The following is a 17,449-nucleotide window of genomic DNA, read 5'->3' as shown; positions in this document are numbered from 1 at the left end:
GCGTGCGGTGGGTTCAGGTCGCCTGGTCGGGCGCGTAGTAGAGCGTATCCGACCAGTAGCCCAGGCCCAACTCGCGCAGCGGCGCCTCGATGCTCTCCTGGGACGGCGTTAAAACGCGCTGCCAGAAATTCTTCTTCTTCGGCGCGAGCTCGGCCACGGTGGCTTCGATCTCGGCGTCGATGTTCTGCACGTCCTTCAGCAGGTCGGCGGCCTGCTCGCCGAGCGGTGCATCGCCCATGTCGAGGATCTCGGCGCACTCCAGCACGAAGTAGCCGTTGCGGTCGGCGTGATTGTTCAGGAAGTCGAGCGCCTGCTTGCACAACGGCGCAACCGCCGGATGGTCGATGCGCGCGAGAAACTGCTGCAGCCGGTCGATGCCCGCGCCGGCGCGGCCCGCGAGCGCGGTGGGTTCGGGCACGTTCCAGATCATCGAGCGGCACAGCCGCACGTCCGCTGACACCAGCAGCCGGTAGACCAGCGGAATGGCGTAGCTGCGCTCCGAGATGCCCTTGACCTGCCGTGGATCGTCCTTCTCGGGATCGGCTCCCGGCACGAAAGGACTGGCGAACAGGTAGCTGCGATTGGCCATGGCGGCGAGGCTCCCGCTATTTGACGAACTGGTTCAACTGGATGATCGGCAGCATCACGGCCAGCACGATCAGCATCACCACGCCGCCCATCGCCACGATCAGCAGCGGCTCGAGGATGGTGGCCAAGTGCATCGCGCGGCGCTGCACCTCGGCGCCGAGCTGGTTGGCCGCGCGCTGCAGCATCAGCGGCAGGGTGCCGGTCTGCTCGCCCAGGCGCGCGAACATCGACACGAGGCCCGGAAAGCGCTTCTTCTGCGCGAGCGCCGAGGCGAGCGGCGCGCCTTCGCGCACGAGCACCAGCGCATCGAGCGCGTCGGCGCGCATTGCGCGGTTGCCCAGCGTCTCGGAGGCGGCCTGCAGCGCGCGCAGGATCGGTACGCCGGCGGTGGCCAGCATGGCGAGCGTGCTGGCGAAGCGCGCCGCGTTGTAGCCACGCGCGAGCTTGCCGACCAGCGGCAGTTTGAGCCAGGCTGCATCGAACTTGAGACGGAAAGCCTCCTGCGCCAGCGCCACGCGCGCACCGATGGCCGCGAGCACCACGCCGCCCAGCATCCACCAGCCGTAGTTGCGCACGCCCGCGCTCAGCGACAGCATCACGGTCGTGAGAAAAGGCAGCGAGCGCTTGGTGCCCGCGAACACCTGCGCCACCTGCGGCACCACGTAGCTCACGAGGAAGATCACGATCACGATCGCCACCAGCGTGACGATGGCCGGGTACAGCGCCGCGCCGATCAGCTTTTGCTGAAGTGCCTGCCGCTCTTCGAGATCGTCGGCCAGGCGGTCGAGCACGAGTCCGAGGTTGCCGCTTTGTTCACCGGCGCCGATCACGGCGGTGTAGATGGGCGAGAACTCGCGCGCGTGCGCCGACAGCGCGCGCGCAAACGGCGAGCCCGCGTTGACCTCGGCACGCAGCGAGGCGACGAGGTTGCGCTGCGGTTCCGACTCGGCTTCGTCGGTGAGCGCGGTCAGCGCACGTTCCAGCGGCAGGCCCGACGAGACGAGCCCCGCGAGCTGCCGCGTCCACACCGCGAGGCCGGTGGAATTGAAGACGCGCTTGCCGCCGCCGAGCCAGCGGCCGAGGCCGCTGCGCTGGCCGGTGCCGTTGACGTGGTCGCTGCCGACCGGCTTGACCGACAGCGGAATGAGTGCCTGCGCCCGCAGCAGGCTGCGCGCGCTGCGGGCGGTGTCGGCCTCCAGCACGCCTTCGCGCGACTGGCCGCTGGCGTCGATGGCTTCGAAGGAATAGGCGGGCATGGCGGAACGGGAGCCTAGTCCCGCGTGACGCGCAGCAGCTCGGCGCGCGAGGTGATGCCGGCCTGCACCAGCCGCTCGCCGTCCTCGCGCATCAGGCGCAGGCCGCCGCGCGCGCCGGCCTGCAGCAATTCGCTTTCGGCCGCCTTGCTGTGGATCAGGCCCTGCACGGTCTCGTCGGCCACCAGCAGTTCGAAGATGCCGGTGCGGCCCTGGTAGCCGGTCTGGCCGCACGCCTCGCAGCCTGCCCCGGCACACACCGTGCACACCTTGCGCACGAGGCGCTGCGCGAGCACGCCGAGCAGCGACGAGCTCAGCAGGAAGGGCTCCACGCCCATGTCGGTGAGCCGTGTGACGGCGCTGACCGAGTCGTTGGTGTGCAGCGTGGCCAGCACGAGGTGGCCGGTCAGCGAGGCCTGGATGGCGATCTGCGCGGTCTCGAAGTCGCGGATTTCGCCGATCATGATCACGTCCGGGTCCTGCCGCAGGATGGCGCGCAGAGCCTTCGCGAAGGTGAGTTCGATCTTCGCGTTGATCTGCGTCTGGCCCACGCCCGGCAGCTCGTACTCGATCGGGTCTTCCACCGTCATGATGTTGCTGCGGCTCGCGTCGAGCCGGGCCAGCGCGGCGTACAGCGTGGTGGTCTTGCCCGAGCCCGTGGGCCCGGTCACGAGGATGATGCCGTGCGGCTGCGCAATGAGCTTCTCGAAGCGCGCGAGCGTGTCGCCCTGCATGCCCACCGATTCGAGCGTGAGCTTCGACTCGCTCTTGTCCAGCAGGCGCAGCACGGCGCGCTCGCCATGCGCACTGGGCAGCGTCGACACCCGCACGTCGACCGCGCGCGTGCCGATGCGCAAGCTGATGCGCCCGTCCTGCGGCAGCCGCTTCTCCGAGATGTCGAGGTCGGCCATGATCTTCAGGCGCGAGATCAGCGCCGCGTGCAGCGCGCGGTTGGGTTGCACCACCTCGCGCAGCGTGCCGTCGATGCGAAAGCGCACGGACGACGTGCGCTCGTAGGGCTCGATGTGGATGTCGCTGGCGCCGTCGCGCGCGGCCTGCGTGAGCAGCGCGTTCAGCATGCGGATGATGGGCGCGTCGCCCGCGCTCTCCAGCAGGTCTTCGACCGCCGGCAGCTCCTGCATCATGCGCGAGAGGTCTGCATCGCTCTGCACCTCGCTCACCACCGCGGCGGCGCTCGATTCGCCCTGCGCGTAGGCCGCGCTGATGCGTTGCGCCAGCGGGCCGTCGGCCAGCACCTCGAAGGCCTGCACGCCGTACTTGCGCGACACCTCGCCGACCGCGCTGCGCGCCGGGTGGCTCGACATCCACAGCGTGTAGCGGCCGTCGTCGGACTCCTCGAGCAGCAGTTGCTGGGCGCGCGCGAACGCGTAGGGAAGCGGATAGCGCATGGACATCAAGGCAGTTCGCGCGAGCTGACCGGGTCGGCCGTCGGCGGCAGGGCGCCGCGCAGCGGGCTCGGGGCCAGCTTGCGGTTGTCGGAGAGCGGCTGCGGCGGCGGAATGAGCTGCGTGCCTTCCATGCGGGTGCTGCCGCTGCCGCGGTTGTTCGAGCGCTGCAGTGCGGAGTCGGGCAGTACCGGCGCRGCGTTCACGCCGCGCAGCATGACGTTGTCGGTGTTCGGCTGCGTCTGCAGCTGCTGGCCGCGGATCTCGTCGTAACCGCAGGAACATCATGAGGTTGCTCTTGCTGCGCGTGCGGTTCTCGTTCTTGAACAGGTTGCCGAGCACCGGGATGTCGCCGGCCAGCGGCACCTTCTCGATGTTGTTGTTGTAGGTGTCCGAMAGCAGGCCGCCCAGCATGACCAGGCCSCCGTCTTCCACCAGCACGCTGGACTCGATCGAGCGCTTGTTGGTGGTCGGGCCGTTGGGGTTGCTCAGCGARTTCTGGTCGACGGTCGAGGTYTCCTGGAAGATCGTCATCCGCACCGTGCCGTTCTCGTTGATGGTCGGGCGCACGCGCAGGGTGAGGCCGACGTCCTTGCGCTCGACGGTGGTGAACGGGTTCACGCCCACCGAGCCCGAGGTGCTGGCATACGAGCCGGTGGGGAAGGGCACGTTCTGGCCGATGATGATCTTGGCCTCTTCGTTGTCCAGCGTCAGYAGGTTGGGCGTGGAGAGCACGTTGGCGTCGCCGTCGCTGTTGAAGAAGTTCGCGATCGCGCCCAGGATGTACTGGCCGCCGATCTTGCCGGCGATGCCGAGGTTCAGCCCCGGCTGGATCGACGTTGCCAGGCCGGCGGCATTGCGGGTGGCCAGCGCCTGGGTCAGCGCCAGGATGTTCGTCTTGTTCAGGCTGGAATTGGTGCCGATGACCGCGTTGTTGCCCAGCGCGCTCTGCCACTGCACGCCGAAGTTCGCGGCCTTGTTGGCGCTGACCTCGACGATCNTTCAGGCTGGAATTGGTGCCGATGACCGCGTTGTTGCCCAGCGCGCTCTGCCACTGCACGCCGAAGTTCGCGGCCTTGTTGGCGCTGACCTCGACGATSAGCGCCTCGATCATGACCTGGGCRCGGCGCCCGTCGAGCCGGTCGATCACCGCGCGCATCTGGCGGTATTGCGGCTCSGGYGCCGTGATGATCAGCGAGTTGGTCGACGGGTCGGCCTGGATCTGGCCGCCGGTGGASGGCTGGTTGGCGTTGTTGAGCGGGGCGTTGGCCGCGGCCGAACCGCCGCCCTGGTTGTTGTTCAGGTTCACCTGCATGGCCTGCGGCGCGTTCTGTTGCGGTACGGCACCGCCGCCTGCGCCACCGGCCGCGCCCGGCGTGGTGCTCTGCTGGTTCGCCGCCATCGCGGCGCGCAGCGTGGCCGCCAGCCGCACCGCATCNCGGCACCGCCGCCTGCGCCACCGGCCGCGCCCGGCGTGGTGCTCTGCTGGTTCGCCGCCATCGCGGCGCGCAGCGTGGCCGCCAGCCGCACCGCATCGGCGTTCTTCAGGTAGACCACGTAGATGTTGCCGGCTGCGCCGTTGCTGCTCTCTGCGGGCATGCGGTCGAGCTTGTCGACCAGCGTGCGCACCAGTTGCGCCCGTGCAGGATTGGCCGCGCGCAGGATCAGCGAGTTGCTGCGCGGATCGGCCTGCAGCGTAGTGTGGAACGACGTGTCGGCCACGCCCGGTGCGGCGGCGCCCGCCGCACCCGAGCCGCCGCCGTCGACGAGACGGGTGATCAGCGGCAGCATGTCGGTGGCGATCGAGTGCTTGAGCTGGATGATCTCGATGTCGGACGCGTTTGGCACGTCCAGCGACGCGATGATGCGCGCCAGCCGGCGCATGTTGTCGGCGTAGTCGGTGATCACGAGCGAGTTGTTGCCCGGGTTCACGTTGATGGTGTTGTTCGGNGAGCGACGCGATGATGCGCGCCAGCCGGCGCATGTTGTCGGCGTAGTCGGTGATCACGAGCGAGTTGTTGCCCGGGTTCACGTTGATGGTGTTGTTCGGCGGAATCAGCGGGCGCAACACCGGCAGCAGGTTGTTCGGCGACTCGTAGTTGAGCCGGAAGATCTGCGTGACGATCTGGTTGCTGCCGCTCGACGCGGTGGCGCTGATGGAGGTGTTGACGGTGCCGCTCTGCAGCTTGGCGCTGGCCTCGGGCACCACCTTGTAGAGGCCGTCGGCTTCTACCAACGCGAAGCCCCGCAGCCGCAGCGCCGCGGCAAACTGGTCGAAGGCGGCGGCCGGCTGGATCGCACGGTCGGTGACCAGGTTCATCGTGCCCTTGACGCGCGGGTCGACCACCACGTCGCGGCCCGTGACCACCGCCATGGTGCGGGCCACGGCCTCGATGTCGGCATTGGCGAAGTTCAGCGTGATCGGCCCGCCGCGAACAGGCGCCGTCGCGGCGTCTGCCGGTGCGGATGGCTCCGGCGACCGTGTCTCGGCAACGGTCTGCAGCGTGACCCGCAGCGAATTGCCTCGTATCTCTGCCTTGTACGGCGTCGGCTGCCTGAGATTCAATACCACCCGGCTGCGCTCGCCTGCCTGAACCACATTGATCGAGCGCAGGTTGGGTTGATTCACTTCGATGGCTGCGCGTCCGACATCGTTTGCGACCCCGGGGAAGTCCAGCGCGATGCGCGCGGGGTTTTGGACGGAAAACCCGCTGGGCACGGCGGCGAGCGATTGCGCCAGATCGATCTGGATCACCTCGACGCCCTGTTGGATGGAGCCTGCGACCGCCTTGATCGCATTTTGCGCACAGGCGGCGCCGAACGCGCCGGCCGCGAGCAGGCTTAAGCACACGGCGCGAACGCTGCGCGCAATGACGATCGACCTCCTCATGCGCCAGCGCCGAGACAACCTGTGGTTATCCTGCAATCGAGAAGGGAGGAATCATCGTGGCACGCACCAGGCGCGCGGGAAAAAGGAGCATGAGATACAGCATCAACGGCGGTTTAAATTTGGATGTCGATCACACGCCGCTGCGGCTTTGTCGACCCTGAGAGTCGCATTCCGCATTCACTGCCCGTCTCGCCCACAAAAGATGCGGATCTTCCGGCGACGAGGGCACATGTGTCATTTGGTAACATTGAGTGCCGATTGTCCACCGAAACGTGCACTTTGCGCCACCCATGAGAAATGGAATTCTGAAACTCAGCTTTCGGGGTAATTGCCGAGGGCACAGAATGGCAGACCGCCCGCCCTCATGTTGATGACGCTCACTTCCTTCGCCCCCGTACTGCCCACGCTGCGGCTCGCGTTCGCGCTGTCGATGGGTGCGGTGGTCTTGCTCGGCATCACCCGCATTGCATATGCGCTGCAGGAGGCGTCATGACCGGGTTTGCCTTGTTCGAAACTTCCATCGGCATGTGCGCCTTGGCCTGGGGACCGCACGGACTGGTCGGCGTGCAACTGCCCGCCGACAAGGGCGAGGCAGCCACGCGGGCGCGGATGAAGCAACGCTTCCCGGAACTGAGCGAAAGCCCGCCGAGCGAGGCGGCGCAACGCGCCATCACGGCCATCCAGGGCCTGCTGCAAGGCGAACACGACGACCTGGGCCACATCGAACTCGACATGCGCGGCGTGTCGGAGTTTCACCAGCGCATCTACGCGATCGCGCGGCGCATTCCACCTGGGCAGACGCGCACCTATGGCGAGATCGCCGAGGAACTGGGCGACAAGGGCCTGTCGCGCGCCGTGGGCCAGGCCATGGGCCACAACCCGTTCGCGCCCGTGGTTCCTTGCCATCGGGTTCTGGCGGCGGGCAACAAGCCCGGCGGCTTCTCGGCCGGCGGTGGCGCGCTGACGAAGCTGCGCATGCTCGACATCGAGGATGCGCGGCCTAACGGGATGGCTTCGCTTTTTTAGCGGCGTTTCCCCGCAGATCAGGTGACCGGCACCGGCAACCGGTGCAGCCCCGCGATGCGCGACGCGAAGATGATTGCCGCCTGCAGCACGAATCCCGCGAGCGCCAGCAGCAGACAGGCCGGCTCGCCCCAAGCGGCCCCGACCATGCCGCCCAGCGCTGCGCCGATGGGCCGCGCCCCCGCATTGATCGTGAGGAACACGGCCGACACCCGGCCCAGCATCGTCGCTGCGGTCACGCTCTGGCGCAGCGTGGTCGTGGTAATGACCCACACCATCGGACCCGCGCCGAACAGAAAGAACGAGAGCGCGGCCAGCGCGGCGGTCGGCACGACGAGCGTGGCCGCCATCGTCGCCGCTGCAACAACCGCGACCGCGGGCCCGACCTGGATCGCGCGGCCGAACGCCAGACGCGCCACTGCGCGCGGCGTCAGCAGCGCGCCGACGACCATGCCCGCGCCGTACATCGCCAGCGTGAAGCCGACCGCCTGCGCGCCCAGGCCAAGCACCCGCACTGCATAGGGCACGTAGCCGGCCTGCAGCACGAACCACGAGATGTTGAAGACCGCGCCGGTCATCAGCATCGGGCGCAGCATCTCGTGTCGCCAGACGAAGCGCGCGCCGTCGCGCACCTCGAGCAGCGGATGCCGTCCGGAGGCGGGTGCGCGCGGCACCTCGCCCAATCGCAGCAGCAGGCCCACGGCCGCCACTGACAGCACCGCAGCCAGAACGAACGCGGCAGGCGCACCGGCCCACGCCACCAATGCGCCCGCGAGCGCGGGGCCGGCGGTGAATGCTGCGCTGCGCGCCAGTTCGAGCCGTCCGTTGGCCACGGCGAGCGCCTCACGCGGCACGAGTGCCGGCACCAGCGCGGGCGCCGCGACGCTGAAGCCTACGGTGCCGACAGCGCCCAAAAATCCGAGCACCGCCAGCCAGCCGATGCTGAGCTTCGATGCGAACACCATGGCGAGAAGCACCAGCAGCGACATCGCCCGCAGCCCCTCGGCCCACACCATCAGCCGCCGCCGCGACATACGGTCCGCGAGCAGGCCCATGGGCATCGAGACCAGCAGGAAGGGCAGCGTCTGCACCGCCGCGAGAAAGCCGATTTCGCCCGGCCCTGCGCCAAGCGCCAGCACGGCTACCAGCGGCACGGCCGCAAGGCTCAGCTGCTCGGCGGACTGCGCGGCAAGGTTGGACCAGGCCAGGTTCTGGAAGGAGCGGGGGAGGAATGTAGGGGGCATGCACGCATCTTGCGAGCAGCGAGCTCGTGGCGCCGGCCGTTTCCGGACGCACGAGCATCCGCCGCACGCTGATCGACTACGCGCCCTGGGCCTGCATCTCCATGAGCCATTCGGCCACGTACGCCGCTTCCGGCGCGGCATCGGGCGCCAGGCCGTAGTAGTACCGCTCCAGCGTCATGCGCAGCATGGGCAGCGGCGATTGCAGGCGGCCCGAGGCCAGGTCGTGCGCCACCAGCGAGGTGGGCGCCAGCGCGATGCCAAGCCCGTCGACCGCTGCCTGCAGCACGAAGTGCAGATGGTCGAACTGCAGCCGGCCCGCCGGCCGCGTGCGCGGCGCGCCGACCTGCTTCCTCCAGGCGTCCCAGTCGTCCTTGCGCGTGCGGGCTGACAGCAGCACGTGCGAGGTGAGCGCGCGCAGGTCGCCCAGCGGATGGGTCTTGAACAGCGAAGGTGCACCGACCACCAGTACCTCGTCTTCGAGAAAGGGCTGCACCTCCATCGAGGAGGGCCAGCCTTCGAGGCCCCGGCGCACCGCGATGTCGAAGCTGCCGACGGCCTGTTCGGGCATGACGGTGCTGGTGACGACCTGCGGCTCGATGTCGGGGTAGCGCTCGACGAAGGAGGGCAGGCGTGGAATGAGCCAGCGCACCGCGAAGGAAGGGCGCACGTTGATCCGCACCGCGCGGGCCGCCCCTTGCGACTGCAGCGCCCGCGCCGCCGCGCCGATCTGCGCGAGAGCCGGTTCCACCTCCGCGAAGAACTGTTGTCCCTCGGCAGTCAGCGCCACCTGCCGGATGCGGCGCTCGAACAGCGCGACGCCGAGGAACTCCTCCAGGCTCTTGATCTGCCGGCTCACCGCGCTGTGCGTGACGTGCAGCTGGAGCGCCGCACGCGTGAAGCTCAGGTGGCGTGCCGCGGCGGTAAAGGCGCGCACGGCGTTGAGGGGAGGCTCTCGAAGCGGCATGCGTGCAATTTTCTCACGCATGACAGGCGTTAATGTCGTTTGTCGGCGAAGCAGGCGGCGGCGCACCATCAGGGCTCGATGTCTCGCACCCAACCCGCTTCCAGCCCCACGTCCACCGACCTGAATTCCCGCCACGCGGCGATGGCGCTTGGCCTTTCACTGCCGGCCGACGTGGTGCTCTACCTGCTGCTGCCGATGTACGCCAGCCAGTTCGGCGTGACGCTCGCCGAGGCCGGCATGCTGCTCGCGGCCAACCGGCTGGTGCGCATCGCCGGCTATGGTTTCGTCGCGCGCTTCTACGCCCGCAACGGCGACCGGCTGACCTGCACCATTGCGGTGGCGGCGGCTGCCGTGTGCGGCTTGGGCTACGCCACGCTTTCGGGCTTCTGGGCGCTGCTGCCGTTGCGGCTCATTTGGGGCCTGTGCTTCGCGATGCTGAACCTGTCGACGCAGGCCCTGGCCACAGCCGACCCGATGGGTGCGGCGCGGCGCAACGGACGCTCGCGCGCCTTCATCGCGATGGGGCCGGTGCTGGCGCTGCCGCTGGGTGCGCTGCTGGCGCACTGGACCGGGCCGCGCGCGATCTTCGGCATCCTCGCGGCGTTCTCGCTGCTCGCGTGTTTCGTCACTCGGCGGCTGCCGGTGGCGCCGCACCCCGTCGGCAAGCCGGGGCGGCGCTTTACGCGGCCCAACAGCCTCGATGGATGGTCTTTCATGGAAGGGCTGACGCTCGACGGGCTCTTCATCGTCGGCCTGTCCTACCTCGGCAAGGACCTGCTGCCGGGCGGCGCGGTGATCGTGGCCGGCGTGCTGATGGCGCTGCGTTATCTGGCGGAGATTCTGTTGAGCCCGGTCGGCGGACACATGGCAGAGCGCTTCGGCGCGGAGCGCCTGCTTGTGAGCCTGTCGCTCTTCACCGCCATCGCGCTCGTGGGCTTCGGCCTTGGCTGGCTGTGGAGCTGTGCGGCACTGATCGTGGTGCTGCGCGCTTTGCAATTGCCGTTGTTGCCACCCATCGTGGCCCGCCGCACGCCCGGCCCGGAGCGCGTGCAGGCGCTGGCTGCGCGCTCGGTCTGGCGCGACATCGGCGCCGGCGCCGGTCCACTGATCGCGGGCCTCCTGCTGCCGATTGCGTCACCGGCATGGATCTACGGTGTGGCTGCCTCGCTGCTCGCGCTGATGGCGCTGGCCTGCGGCTGGAGCGCATCGCCACAATCCGCCAACATCCGGCAAGAAAGCACATGACAACCTCCCACGCCATCGAAACCGTCGCCCAGCTCGAAGCCCTGTTCGGACAACCCGTCGAGGCTTCGCTGAAGAAGGAGGTGCCCTACCTGCATCCGGGCTACCAGGCGCTGATTGCCGCGTCGCCTTTCGCGGTGCTCGCCACCATCGGCCCGGACGGGCTGGATGCTTCTCCGCGCGGCGATCCGCCAGGCTTCGTCGCGGTGCAGGACGAGAAGACGCTGCTGCTGCCCGAGCGCCGCGGCAACAACCGCATCGACAGCCTGCGCAACATCGTGGCCGACCCGCGCGTGGCGCTGCTGTTCCTGATACCCGGGGTGGGCGAGACGCTGCGGGTGAACGGCAGGGCGCACGTCACGGTCGAGCCTGAGTTGCTTGAGCGCTTCGCAATGGACGGCAAGCCGCCGCAATGCGTGATCCGGATCGCCGTGGAAACCGTGTTCTTCCAGTGCGCTCGCGCAATCCAGCGCTCCAAGCTGTGGGCGCCGCTGCCGGCGGACGCGAAGCGCGAGGTGCCGACGCCCGGCGAGCTTCTTTCGGCGCTGACCGAGTCGGCGTTCGACGGGGAGACGTATGACCGGGAGCTGCCGGCGCGGCAGCGGGCGACCTTGTACTGACGGCCTGTTCTGGCCGCCCATGAAAAAAGCCCGCATCAGCGGGCTTCCTGGAGCGGGTCTACACCGACAGAATCAACGCACCCAGTGGCAAACGCGGTGGTGATGACGTGCGTCCCACTTGCACACCTTGTGCTTTTTCGGGTGGTACGGCGCGGCCGAGGCGATGCTCGGCGCCAGCATGGCGAGGCCGGCGAATGCAAGGATGCTGGAGAGGATGAGCTGCTTGGTCTTCATGGGGTTCTTTCTAAGCAAAGACATCGAAGGAATGCGTCGTTCCAGGCGCTCTTGCAAAACGTGCCCGGGTCACGTCCAGATGACATTCCGAACCGCCTGGCGCATGAAATATTGCACAGGGCGGCTGCCGATGGCGGCACCGGGCCTCATGGCTGCCGTTGCTGCTGCGCCCTCATGATCTGGTGCCGCTGCCAGTAGTGCCCCGTGGCGGCCTTGAAGTTTTCCTTCTGCTTGCCCAGGCCCGCGAGCTTCACCTTGGTGGTGCGCGCGCCCAGCATGCCCTTGTCGTGGTGGGTGACGATGAGCGTGTCGCCGAAGCTGCCGTCCTTGTAGGTCAGGCCCTTGACTTCGTCCCACGCGATCGTCGAGCCGCCGTCGGCGCTGGGGTGCATGCCGGCGTAGGTGATGTCGATGCGGTCGCCGTTCTTCAGCGCGAAGCCGACCGGCGGAAAGTGCCGCAGCACGATGGCACGCTCTTCCTCGGTGGCCGGCTCGTAGCGGTAGGCCAGGCTCAGCTCGTGGTTCTGCACGAAGCGCTGCTCGTAGTCGCTCCACAGGCGTTGCTCGATAGCGGGGGCGGTCTCGATGTCATCGGCCCACGAGGCTTGCGGTGCGGTCGCGACGATGGCGCCGTAGGCGCTCTCGGGCACGTGGTGGCCGACATTGCGCATGCGCTCCAGCAGCGGAGGGTGGCTGTCGTAGGGGTGTGGCACGTCGGCGGTCTTCATCGCCTCGATGAACGCTTCGGAGCTGGCGTAAGGCGGCAGGCCGTCCGCCACGAAGCGGGCGATGCCCAGTGCGCCGTCATGCTCGCGGTTCTGCGCGAACAGCTTGCGCTCGACGTCGTTGCGGTAGCTCGCGTAGGCCGAGATTTTGATGAGCGACTGCACGATGGCATGCGGCGCCGTGAGGCCGGCGGCCACGCGGTCGGCCTTGTATTCGCGCTCGCGGCTGTCTCGCGCCAGGGCGAACGCGAAGATCATGCGGTACAGCCGCAGCAGGTAGTGCGCCACGATGGTGAGGCCGCCGCTGCGCATCTTCCAGGTGTACTGGTCGAACTGCTGCAGCTTGGGGCCGAGCGCCGCGCTGCTGCGGGTGTCGCCGCCGCCCAGGTGCGCCAGCTCGTGCGCGAGCACCGCATCGGCCTCGGCCTGGTCGAGCACGCGCAGCAGCGGAAGGCTGACGAACAGCGTGCGGCCCTGCAGGGTGCGGCCCCTGACTTCGCACGGCGCCTCGGTCACGAAGAAATTGGTGTCGATGCCGGCCACGATCTGGTCGGGCGGCGCGGTCTTCACGCGGCCCGCAAGTTGGCGGATGCGCTCCCACAGGCGCGGTGCGTCCGCCTGCGCGATCAGCTCGCCCTCGATCTCGTTGCCCCAGGGCAGCTTCTTGAACAGCGTGTAGATCGCGTAGAACACAGCGGCCCCGGCCATGATGCCCGCCAGCGCGATCAGCTTGACGTAGTAGCTCTGCCAGAAATAGGCCGTAAGCCAGAACGACAGCCACACCAGCATCGCGCTCTGCAGCACGACCTCGACCGCGCTCGACACCGTCATCAGCCGCCAGCCCGCAACGAAGCTGGCGTAGCGCAGCCCGCGGTTGGCGAAGGCCAGCGCGCCCAGCACCAGCGCCGCCGCGAGCAGCGCGGCACCGAGCACGATGGTCCAGATGGCGGCGCGGTCGGCCCAGTGGAACTGCCACTGCATGGAGTAGGGGCTGCACACCTTGTCGTGGAAATTCCTGTCTTCCGGCGCGGTGGCGTCGCAGGCCCTGGAAAGCGGATGGCTGCGATAGAAATCGGTGGCTTCGGCCTTGTCCTTGGACGAGAGCTGTGCATCGGCGGCGATGCGCTTCTCTATCGATTGCAGAAAGGCCGCGTCCTGCGAACGCAGCGCGTATTCGGTGAAGGCCAGCGTCGCCGCCGGAATGGCGAACAGCGACACGAGCGTGAGAACGAAAACGCGCAGGAGGTCTGCGTGGATCGTGCGGGCGAGGGCCATAAGGGTGCTGCTCCTGGATAGCGGATGCTGTGAGTTGTTGTGGGGGCGGTCCGGGAAGGCGATAGGGTAGCGGGTGCGGCGCGTGGAGTGAAGCCCGCTGCAACGTCAAGCGGCGCAGGGCACCGACCAGTCGGCGAGCAAGGTTATGCCCTTTGCATTCTTCTGTTTCGCGGGGTGCAGGTATAGCCTTGGCGATCATCCGTGGCCGCAGGCTTCATCATCACTTCTTCTGTGCTTTCTTCCCATTCCAGGCTCGCGGCCATTCGAGCAATCGTTTCGAGGAGTCGCATCGCATGAGTGCTGGGTCGAACGGACAGATGCTGGCAGCCACGCTGCCTTCGGTGGTGGCGGAGCTCAACTACCTGAAGGCGGGCCAGGGCCGGCCCGTGAGCTACACCTTCGAGCCGCCGCCAGGTACGCCCTGGGTGACTGGCGAACTGGAGCCGCGCCGCGTAACGATCCACGACGGCCGCCCGCTGGTGGCGCTGAACGAACTGACGCTGGACCGCAGCGGCTTCACGCAGATTTCGCATCGCAGCGCGCTCGCCGATTTCTCGCGTGATGCAACGATCCGCGACATCTACTACCGCGAGTCCGAGGCCTTGCTGCGCGACCTCACCGGTGCCGAGAAGATCGTCGTGTTCGACCACACGCTGCGTGACAGCGCACAAGGCTCGCGCCGCACGGCCGAACTGCGCGAGCCGGTGCGTCGCGTGCACAACGACCAGACTTTCGTTTCTGCGCCGCGCCGCGTGCGCGACCATCTGCCGCCCGAAGAGGCCGAGGAACGCCTGAAGCAGCGCTTCGCGATCGTCAACCTGTGGCGCCCGCTGGCCACTGTCGAGCGCTCGCCGCTTGCGCTGTGCGATGCACGCTCCATTTCACCGCAAGACATGGTGCCGAGCGACCTCGTCTATCCGGACAAGGTCGGCGAAATCTATTCCTTCACCTGGAACCCGAACCACCGGTGGTACTGGTTCCCGCGCCTGCGGCCCGACGAGGCGCTGCTGCTGAAGATCTACGACTCGCGCGAAGACGGCGTGGCGCGCTTCACCGCGCACACCGCGTTCGAAGACCCGACAGGTTCGCGCGAGGCGCCGCCCCGCCGCAGCATCGAACTGCGCGCGCTGGTGTTCTGGCCCGCCGGCAAGTAAGTCGAAACCGCTCATCCGAGCGAGGTCTTGCGGCCTCGCGCCTGCGCGATTCTTTGGCCAGGATTAGCTCTGGCGAGAAGCAGACCCCACGCCTGCAGCGATTGCCGTGCTTGACGACAATCGGTTCAATGCGTTCTTCCCCCTTCTTCAAGATGGCCCTGCTGCTGGGCCTGCTCTCGGCCATCGGGCCATTCGCCATCGACATGTACCTGCCGGCGCTGCCCGCCATCGGACAGAGCCTGCGCGCCGACATCGGCGCCGTGCAAATGAGCCTCACGGCCTTCTTCCTGTCGCTCGGCGCGGGCCAGTTGCTGTACGGGCCGATCTCTGACATGGTGGGCCGCAAGCCGCCGCTGTATGCGGGCCTGCTGCTGTTCGCGCTCGCCAGCGTGGGCTGCGCGATGGCGACCGACATCCAGACGCTGATCGTGCTGCGCTTCGTCCAGGGCCTGGGCGCCGCGGCCGGCATGGCGATCCCGCGCGCGGTGGTGCGCGACCTGCACACGGGCACCGATGCCGCACGGCTCATGTCGCTGCTGATGCTGGTGTTCAGCGTATCGCCGATCCTCGCGCCGCTCGCGGGCAGCGCGGTGATCGCGGTTGCGGGCTGGCGCGGCGTGTTCTGGGCCGTGACCATCGCGGCCGTCGCGGGCCTCGCGATGATGGTCAAGCTGCTCGACGAAACGCGCCCCGCCTCGGAACGCGTCGAAAGCAGCCTCGGCAGCGCGCTCTCGGCCTATTGGCTGCTGCTGCGCGACACGCACTACCTCGGCCTGGTGTTCATCGGCAGCTTCGCGATGGCGGGCTTCTTCACCTACCTCGCGAATTCGTCCTTCGTGATGATCGACCACTACGGCCTGTCGCCCGCGCTCTACAGCGTGGCCTTCGGCGTGAACGCGGCCGCCTTCATCGGGGCCTCGCAGTTCACCGGCTCGCTGGGCGAGCGCTACGGGCTGGTCAACCTCGTGAAGTTCGGCGTGGTGTGCTGCGGCGTTGCAATGCTCGCGATGTTCGCCTACTTCGCGATGGGCGGCGACAACCTCTGGGTGCTCATCGTGCTGTACTTCATCGCCTCGGGCTTCATGGGCCTGGTGATCCCGACCACCGGCGTGCTGGCGCTCGAGATGCACGGCGCCATCGCGGGCACCGCCTCGGCGCTGCTCGGTACGCTGCAGATGCTGACGGGCGCGCTGGCGATGGCGGTGGTGGGCTTCTTCACCGACGGCCGACCGCTGCCGATGGTGGCCGGCATGGCCGGCGGCGCGCTCATCGCGCTGGTGCTGACCTGGCTCACGCTAGGCGGCGTGGGCTCCGAACAGGCGCGCAGGGCGCAGCAGGCCTGATGAACACGGTGCGCGCAGGCGCCGGGCTCCCGGCGGTCGAAGAAGACGACAGCAGCAACGCGGGCCACAAGCCCGTCGACGGGCTGGCCATGCCGGAGCGCGGCTGGGCGATGCTGGTCATCATCCTCGGGCTGATCGTGGCGGTGCTCGACGGCACCATCGTCAACCTCGCGCTGCCGGGCATCGCGCGCGAACTGCAGGCCAGTCCGTCGCAGGCGATCTGGGTGGTCAACGCGTACCAGATCGCGACGCTGGTGATGCTGCTGCCGCTGGCTTCGCTGGGCGACCTCGTGGGCTACCGGCGCGTATACCTCGTGGGCATGGCGGTGTTCGCGCTGTCGTCACTGGCCGCAACCTTCGCCAATTCGCTCGGCACGCTGATCGCGGCACGCGCCTTCCAGGGGTTGGGTGCCGCCGGCATCATGAGCGTGAACGCGGCGCTGGTGCGGCTGACGTATCCGTCAGCGCAGCTGGGCAAGGGCATGGCCATCAACTCGCTGGTGGTCGCGACGTCTTCCGTGGCCGGGCCTTCGGTGGCCGCGGCCATCCTGTCGGTGGCCTCGTGGCCGTGGCTCTTCGCCATCAACGTGCCGCTGGGCATCGTCACCTTCGCGCTGGGCATGCGGGCGCTGCCGTTCAACCGCGTGGCGCCGGCCGCGGGGCTGCGGTTCTCGCCGGTCGACGTGGCGCTCAACGTGCTGATGTTCTCGCTCGTGTTCCTCGGCGTGGACCGGCTCGGCGTACGCGAAGGGGCGGTGCAGGGGGCCGGTGGTTCGCAGGCCTCGGCCTGGGGCATCCTGCTGGCCGGGGTGGTGGTCGGCGTCGTCTACCTGCAGCGCCAGCGCAGGCAGGCAGTGCCGCTGTTCCCTATCGACCTGCTGCGCATCCCGGTGTTCGCGCTGTCGATGGGCACTTCGGTCGCTGCGTTTTGCGCGCAGATGCTGGCCTACATCGCGCTGCCGTTCCTGCTGCTGGACGTGTACGGGCGCAGCCACATCGAGGCCGGGCTCTTGATCACCGCATGGCCGCTGGCCATCGTGGTGATGGCGCCCATCGCCGGGCGCCTGATCGGCCGCTACCCCGACGGGCTGCTGGGCGGCATCGGGCTGGGCCTGCTGGCCAGCGGCCTGGCGCTGCTGGCGGCGCTGCCCGCGCGCCCGGGCGATGCCGACATCGCCTGGCGCATGGCGCTGTGCGGGCTGGGTTTCGGGCTGTTCCAGTCGCCCAACAACCACACCATCGTGACCTCTCCGCTCGCGCACCGCAGCGGCGCGGCCAGCGGCATGCTGGGCACGGCCCGGCTGACCGGGCAGACGCTGGGGGCGGTGGTGCTGGCGGGCGTCTTCAGCGTCTGGAGCCCGCACGGGGGGCATGGCCCGGTGGTGGCGCTGGTGCTGGCAGCCAGCTGTGCCGCGGTGGCGGCGGTTTTCAGCACCCTGCGCCTCAGGACGTAGGGCCGGGCGAGGGCGGTTAATTGGTTTCAATTCC

At 68.4% G+C, this 17,449-nt stretch carries 15 protein-coding genes and 3 pseudogenes; 7 read left to right on the top strand and 11 right to left on the bottom strand.

Annotated features, from left to right (window positions below; all coding sequences use genetic code 11):
• Positions 1-13: 13 nt before the first annotated feature.
• From ASD05_RS22100 to ASD05_RS30820, 7 genes and pseudogenes are all read right to left on the bottom strand, one after another.
• Complete coding sequence (locus ASD05_RS22100) at positions 14-589, bottom strand: hypothetical protein (RefSeq protein WP_056597130.1); 576 nt, start codon at positions 587-589, stop codon at positions 14-16.
• 16 nt (positions 590-605) lie between these two features.
• Complete coding sequence (gene gspF / locus ASD05_RS22095) at positions 606-1,844, bottom strand: type II secretion system inner membrane protein GspF (protein WP_056597128.1); 1,239 nt, start codon at positions 1,842-1,844, stop codon at positions 606-608.
• Between the two features lie 14 nt (positions 1,845-1,858).
• Entirely contained in the window at positions 1,859-3,250 is a 1,392-nt protein-coding gene (locus ASD05_RS22090; RefSeq protein WP_056597934.1) for a GspE/PulE family protein, read from the bottom strand.
• Between the two features lie 330 nt (positions 3,251-3,580).
• A pseudogene (locus tag ASD05_RS31080) lies at positions 3,581-3,982 on the bottom strand (type II secretion system protein GspD); the annotation flags it as partial.
• A 266-nt stretch (positions 3,983-4,248) separates the two neighbouring features.
• A pseudogene (locus tag ASD05_RS30530) lies at positions 4,249-4,685 on the bottom strand (type II secretion system protein GspD); the annotation flags it as partial.
• A 1-nt stretch (position 4,686) separates the two neighbouring features.
• Positions 4,687-5,197: pseudogene (locus ASD05_RS30825) on the bottom strand (secretin N-terminal domain-containing protein); the annotation flags it as partial.
• A 1-nt stretch (position 5,198) separates the two neighbouring features.
• On the bottom strand, positions 5,199-6,137 hold a 939-nt coding region (locus ASD05_RS30820), incomplete at its 3' end, for a secretin N-terminal domain-containing protein (RefSeq protein ID WP_414930063.1).
• Positions 6,138-6,501: 364 nt separating this feature from the next.
• Between ASD05_RS30820 and ASD05_RS30950 the strand changes: the two genes are divergently transcribed.
• Complete coding sequence (locus ASD05_RS30950; RefSeq protein WP_268810555.1) at positions 6,502-6,630, top strand: hypothetical protein; 129 nt, start codon at positions 6,502-6,504, stop codon at positions 6,628-6,630.
• Positions 6,627-7,163 (top strand): methylated-DNA--[protein]-cysteine S-methyltransferase, encoded by a 537-nt coding sequence (locus tag ASD05_RS22080; protein ID WP_056597126.1) that lies wholly within the window; start codon positions 6,627-6,629, stop codon positions 7,161-7,163. The genes ASD05_RS30950 and ASD05_RS22080 overlap by 4 nt, the downstream gene beginning before the upstream one ends.
• Positions 7,164-7,180: 17 nt before the next feature.
• Here the strand turns inward: ASD05_RS22080 and ASD05_RS22075 are convergent, their stop codons facing one another.
• Both ASD05_RS22075 and ASD05_RS22070 read right to left on the bottom strand, forming a co-directional pair.
• The gene (locus ASD05_RS22075) at positions 7,181-8,404 is read right to left on the bottom strand and encodes an MFS transporter (RefSeq protein WP_056597124.1); all 1,224 of its coding nucleotides are present in this window, start codon (positions 8,402-8,404) and stop codon (positions 7,181-7,183) included.
• Between the two features lie 76 nt (positions 8,405-8,480).
• Entirely contained in the window at positions 8,481-9,368 is an 888-nt protein-coding gene (locus tag ASD05_RS22070) for a LysR substrate-binding domain-containing protein (protein WP_056597932.1), read from the bottom strand.
• Positions 9,369-9,446: 78 nt separating this feature from the next.
• On the opposite strand from ASD05_RS22070, the gene ASD05_RS22065 reads away from it, so the two are divergent.
• Together ASD05_RS22065 and ASD05_RS22060 are read left to right on the top strand one after the other, a co-directional pair.
• Positions 9,447-10,613: an MFS transporter gene (locus tag ASD05_RS22065; RefSeq protein WP_056597930.1), complete on the top strand. Its 1,167-nt coding sequence runs from the start codon at positions 9,447-9,449 to the stop codon at positions 10,611-10,613.
• Positions 10,610-11,230, top strand: a complete 621-nt coding sequence (locus tag ASD05_RS22060) for a pyridoxamine 5'-phosphate oxidase family protein (protein WP_056597122.1) — start codon at positions 10,610-10,612, stop codon at positions 11,228-11,230. Before ASD05_RS22065 ends, ASD05_RS22060 begins: the two co-directional genes overlap by 4 nt.
• 72 nt (positions 11,231-11,302) lie before the next feature.
• Here ASD05_RS22060 and ASD05_RS30520 read toward each other — a convergent pair whose 3' ends face one another.
• Both ASD05_RS30520 and ASD05_RS22055 read right to left on the bottom strand, forming a co-directional pair.
• On the bottom strand, positions 11,303-11,464 hold the full coding sequence (locus tag ASD05_RS30520) for an HHHH-motif protein (protein WP_165403270.1): 162 nt from the start codon (positions 11,462-11,464) through the stop codon (positions 11,303-11,305).
• Positions 11,465-11,610: 146 nt separating this feature from the next.
• Positions 11,611-13,464, bottom strand: coding sequence for a M48 family metallopeptidase (locus tag ASD05_RS22055; protein WP_056597121.1), 1,854 nt, complete (start codon positions 13,462-13,464; stop codon positions 11,611-11,613).
• A gap of 293 nt (positions 13,465-13,757) precedes the next feature.
• Between ASD05_RS22055 and ASD05_RS22050 the strand changes: the two genes are divergently transcribed.
• From ASD05_RS22050 to ASD05_RS22040, 3 genes are all read left to right on the top strand, one after another.
• Positions 13,758-14,618, top strand: coding sequence for a CmcJ/NvfI family oxidoreductase (locus ASD05_RS22050; protein ID WP_056597119.1), 861 nt, complete (start codon positions 13,758-13,760; stop codon positions 14,616-14,618).
• Between the two features lie 128 nt (positions 14,619-14,746).
• Positions 14,747-15,961 carry a multidrug effflux MFS transporter gene (locus tag ASD05_RS22045; RefSeq protein WP_056597117.1) on the top strand — a complete coding sequence of 405 codons (1,215 nt, stop codon included), beginning with the start codon at positions 14,747-14,749 and terminating at the stop codon, positions 15,959-15,961.
• Positions 15,961-17,415, top strand: a complete 1,455-nt coding sequence (locus ASD05_RS22040; RefSeq protein WP_200955469.1) for an MFS transporter — start codon at positions 15,961-15,963, stop codon at positions 17,413-17,415. Before ASD05_RS22045 ends, ASD05_RS22040 begins: the two co-directional genes overlap by 1 nt.
• Positions 17,416-17,449 lie beyond the last annotated feature (34 nt).

Source organism: Variovorax sp. Root434 (genome assembly GCF_001426595.1).
Classification (GTDB): domain Bacteria; phylum Pseudomonadota; class Gammaproteobacteria; order Burkholderiales; family Burkholderiaceae_C; genus Variovorax.
Note: the sequence above shows the minus strand (reverse complement) of the source record. Positions and strands in the feature narration are given on the sequence as shown.

What these genes read in the sequence shown, in the direction of transcription:
- ASD05_RS22100 (WP_056597130.1), bottom strand. Translation starts at nt 589, where the DNA reads ATGGCCAATCGCAGCTACCTGTTCGCCAGTCCTTTCGTGCCGGGAGCC.
- gspF (WP_056597128.1), bottom strand. Translation starts at nt 1,844, where the DNA reads ATGCCCGCCTATTCCTTCGAAGCCATCGACGCCAGCGGCCAGTCGCGC.
- ASD05_RS22090 (WP_056597934.1), bottom strand. Translation starts at nt 3,250, where the DNA reads ATGCGCTATCCGCTTCCCTACGCGTTCGCGCGCGCCCAGCAACTGCTG.
- ASD05_RS30950 (WP_268810555.1), top strand. Translation starts at nt 6,502, where the DNA reads ATGTTGATGACGCTCACTTCCTTCGCCCCCGTACTGCCCACGCTGCGG.
- ASD05_RS22080 (WP_056597126.1), top strand. Translation starts at nt 6,627, where the DNA reads ATGACCGGGTTTGCCTTGTTCGAAACTTCCATCGGCATGTGCGCCTTG.
- ASD05_RS22075 (WP_056597124.1), bottom strand. Translation starts at nt 8,404, where the DNA reads ATGCCCCCTACATTCCTCCCCCGCTCCTTCCAGAACCTGGCCTGGTCC.
- ASD05_RS22070 (WP_056597932.1), bottom strand. Translation starts at nt 9,368, where the DNA reads ATGCCGCTTCGAGAGCCTCCCCTCAACGCCGTGCGCGCCTTTACCGCC.
- ASD05_RS22065 (WP_056597930.1), top strand. Translation starts at nt 9,447, where the DNA reads ATGTCTCGCACCCAACCCGCTTCCAGCCCCACGTCCACCGACCTGAAT.
- ASD05_RS22060 (WP_056597122.1), top strand. Translation starts at nt 10,610, where the DNA reads ATGACAACCTCCCACGCCATCGAAACCGTCGCCCAGCTCGAAGCCCTG.
- ASD05_RS30520 (WP_165403270.1), bottom strand. Translation starts at nt 11,464, where the DNA reads ATGAAGACCAAGCAGCTCATCCTCTCCAGCATCCTTGCATTCGCCGGC.
- ASD05_RS22055 (WP_056597121.1), bottom strand. Translation starts at nt 13,464, where the DNA reads ATGGCCCTCGCCCGCACGATCCACGCAGACCTCCTGCGCGTTTTCGTT.
- ASD05_RS22050 (WP_056597119.1), top strand. Translation starts at nt 13,758, where the DNA reads ATGAGTGCTGGGTCGAACGGACAGATGCTGGCAGCCACGCTGCCTTCG.
- ASD05_RS22045 (WP_056597117.1), top strand. Translation starts at nt 14,747, where the DNA reads ATGCGTTCTTCCCCCTTCTTCAAGATGGCCCTGCTGCTGGGCCTGCTC.
- ASD05_RS22040 (WP_200955469.1), top strand. Translation starts at nt 15,961, where the DNA reads ATGAACACGGTGCGCGCAGGCGCCGGGCTCCCGGCGGTCGAAGAAGAC.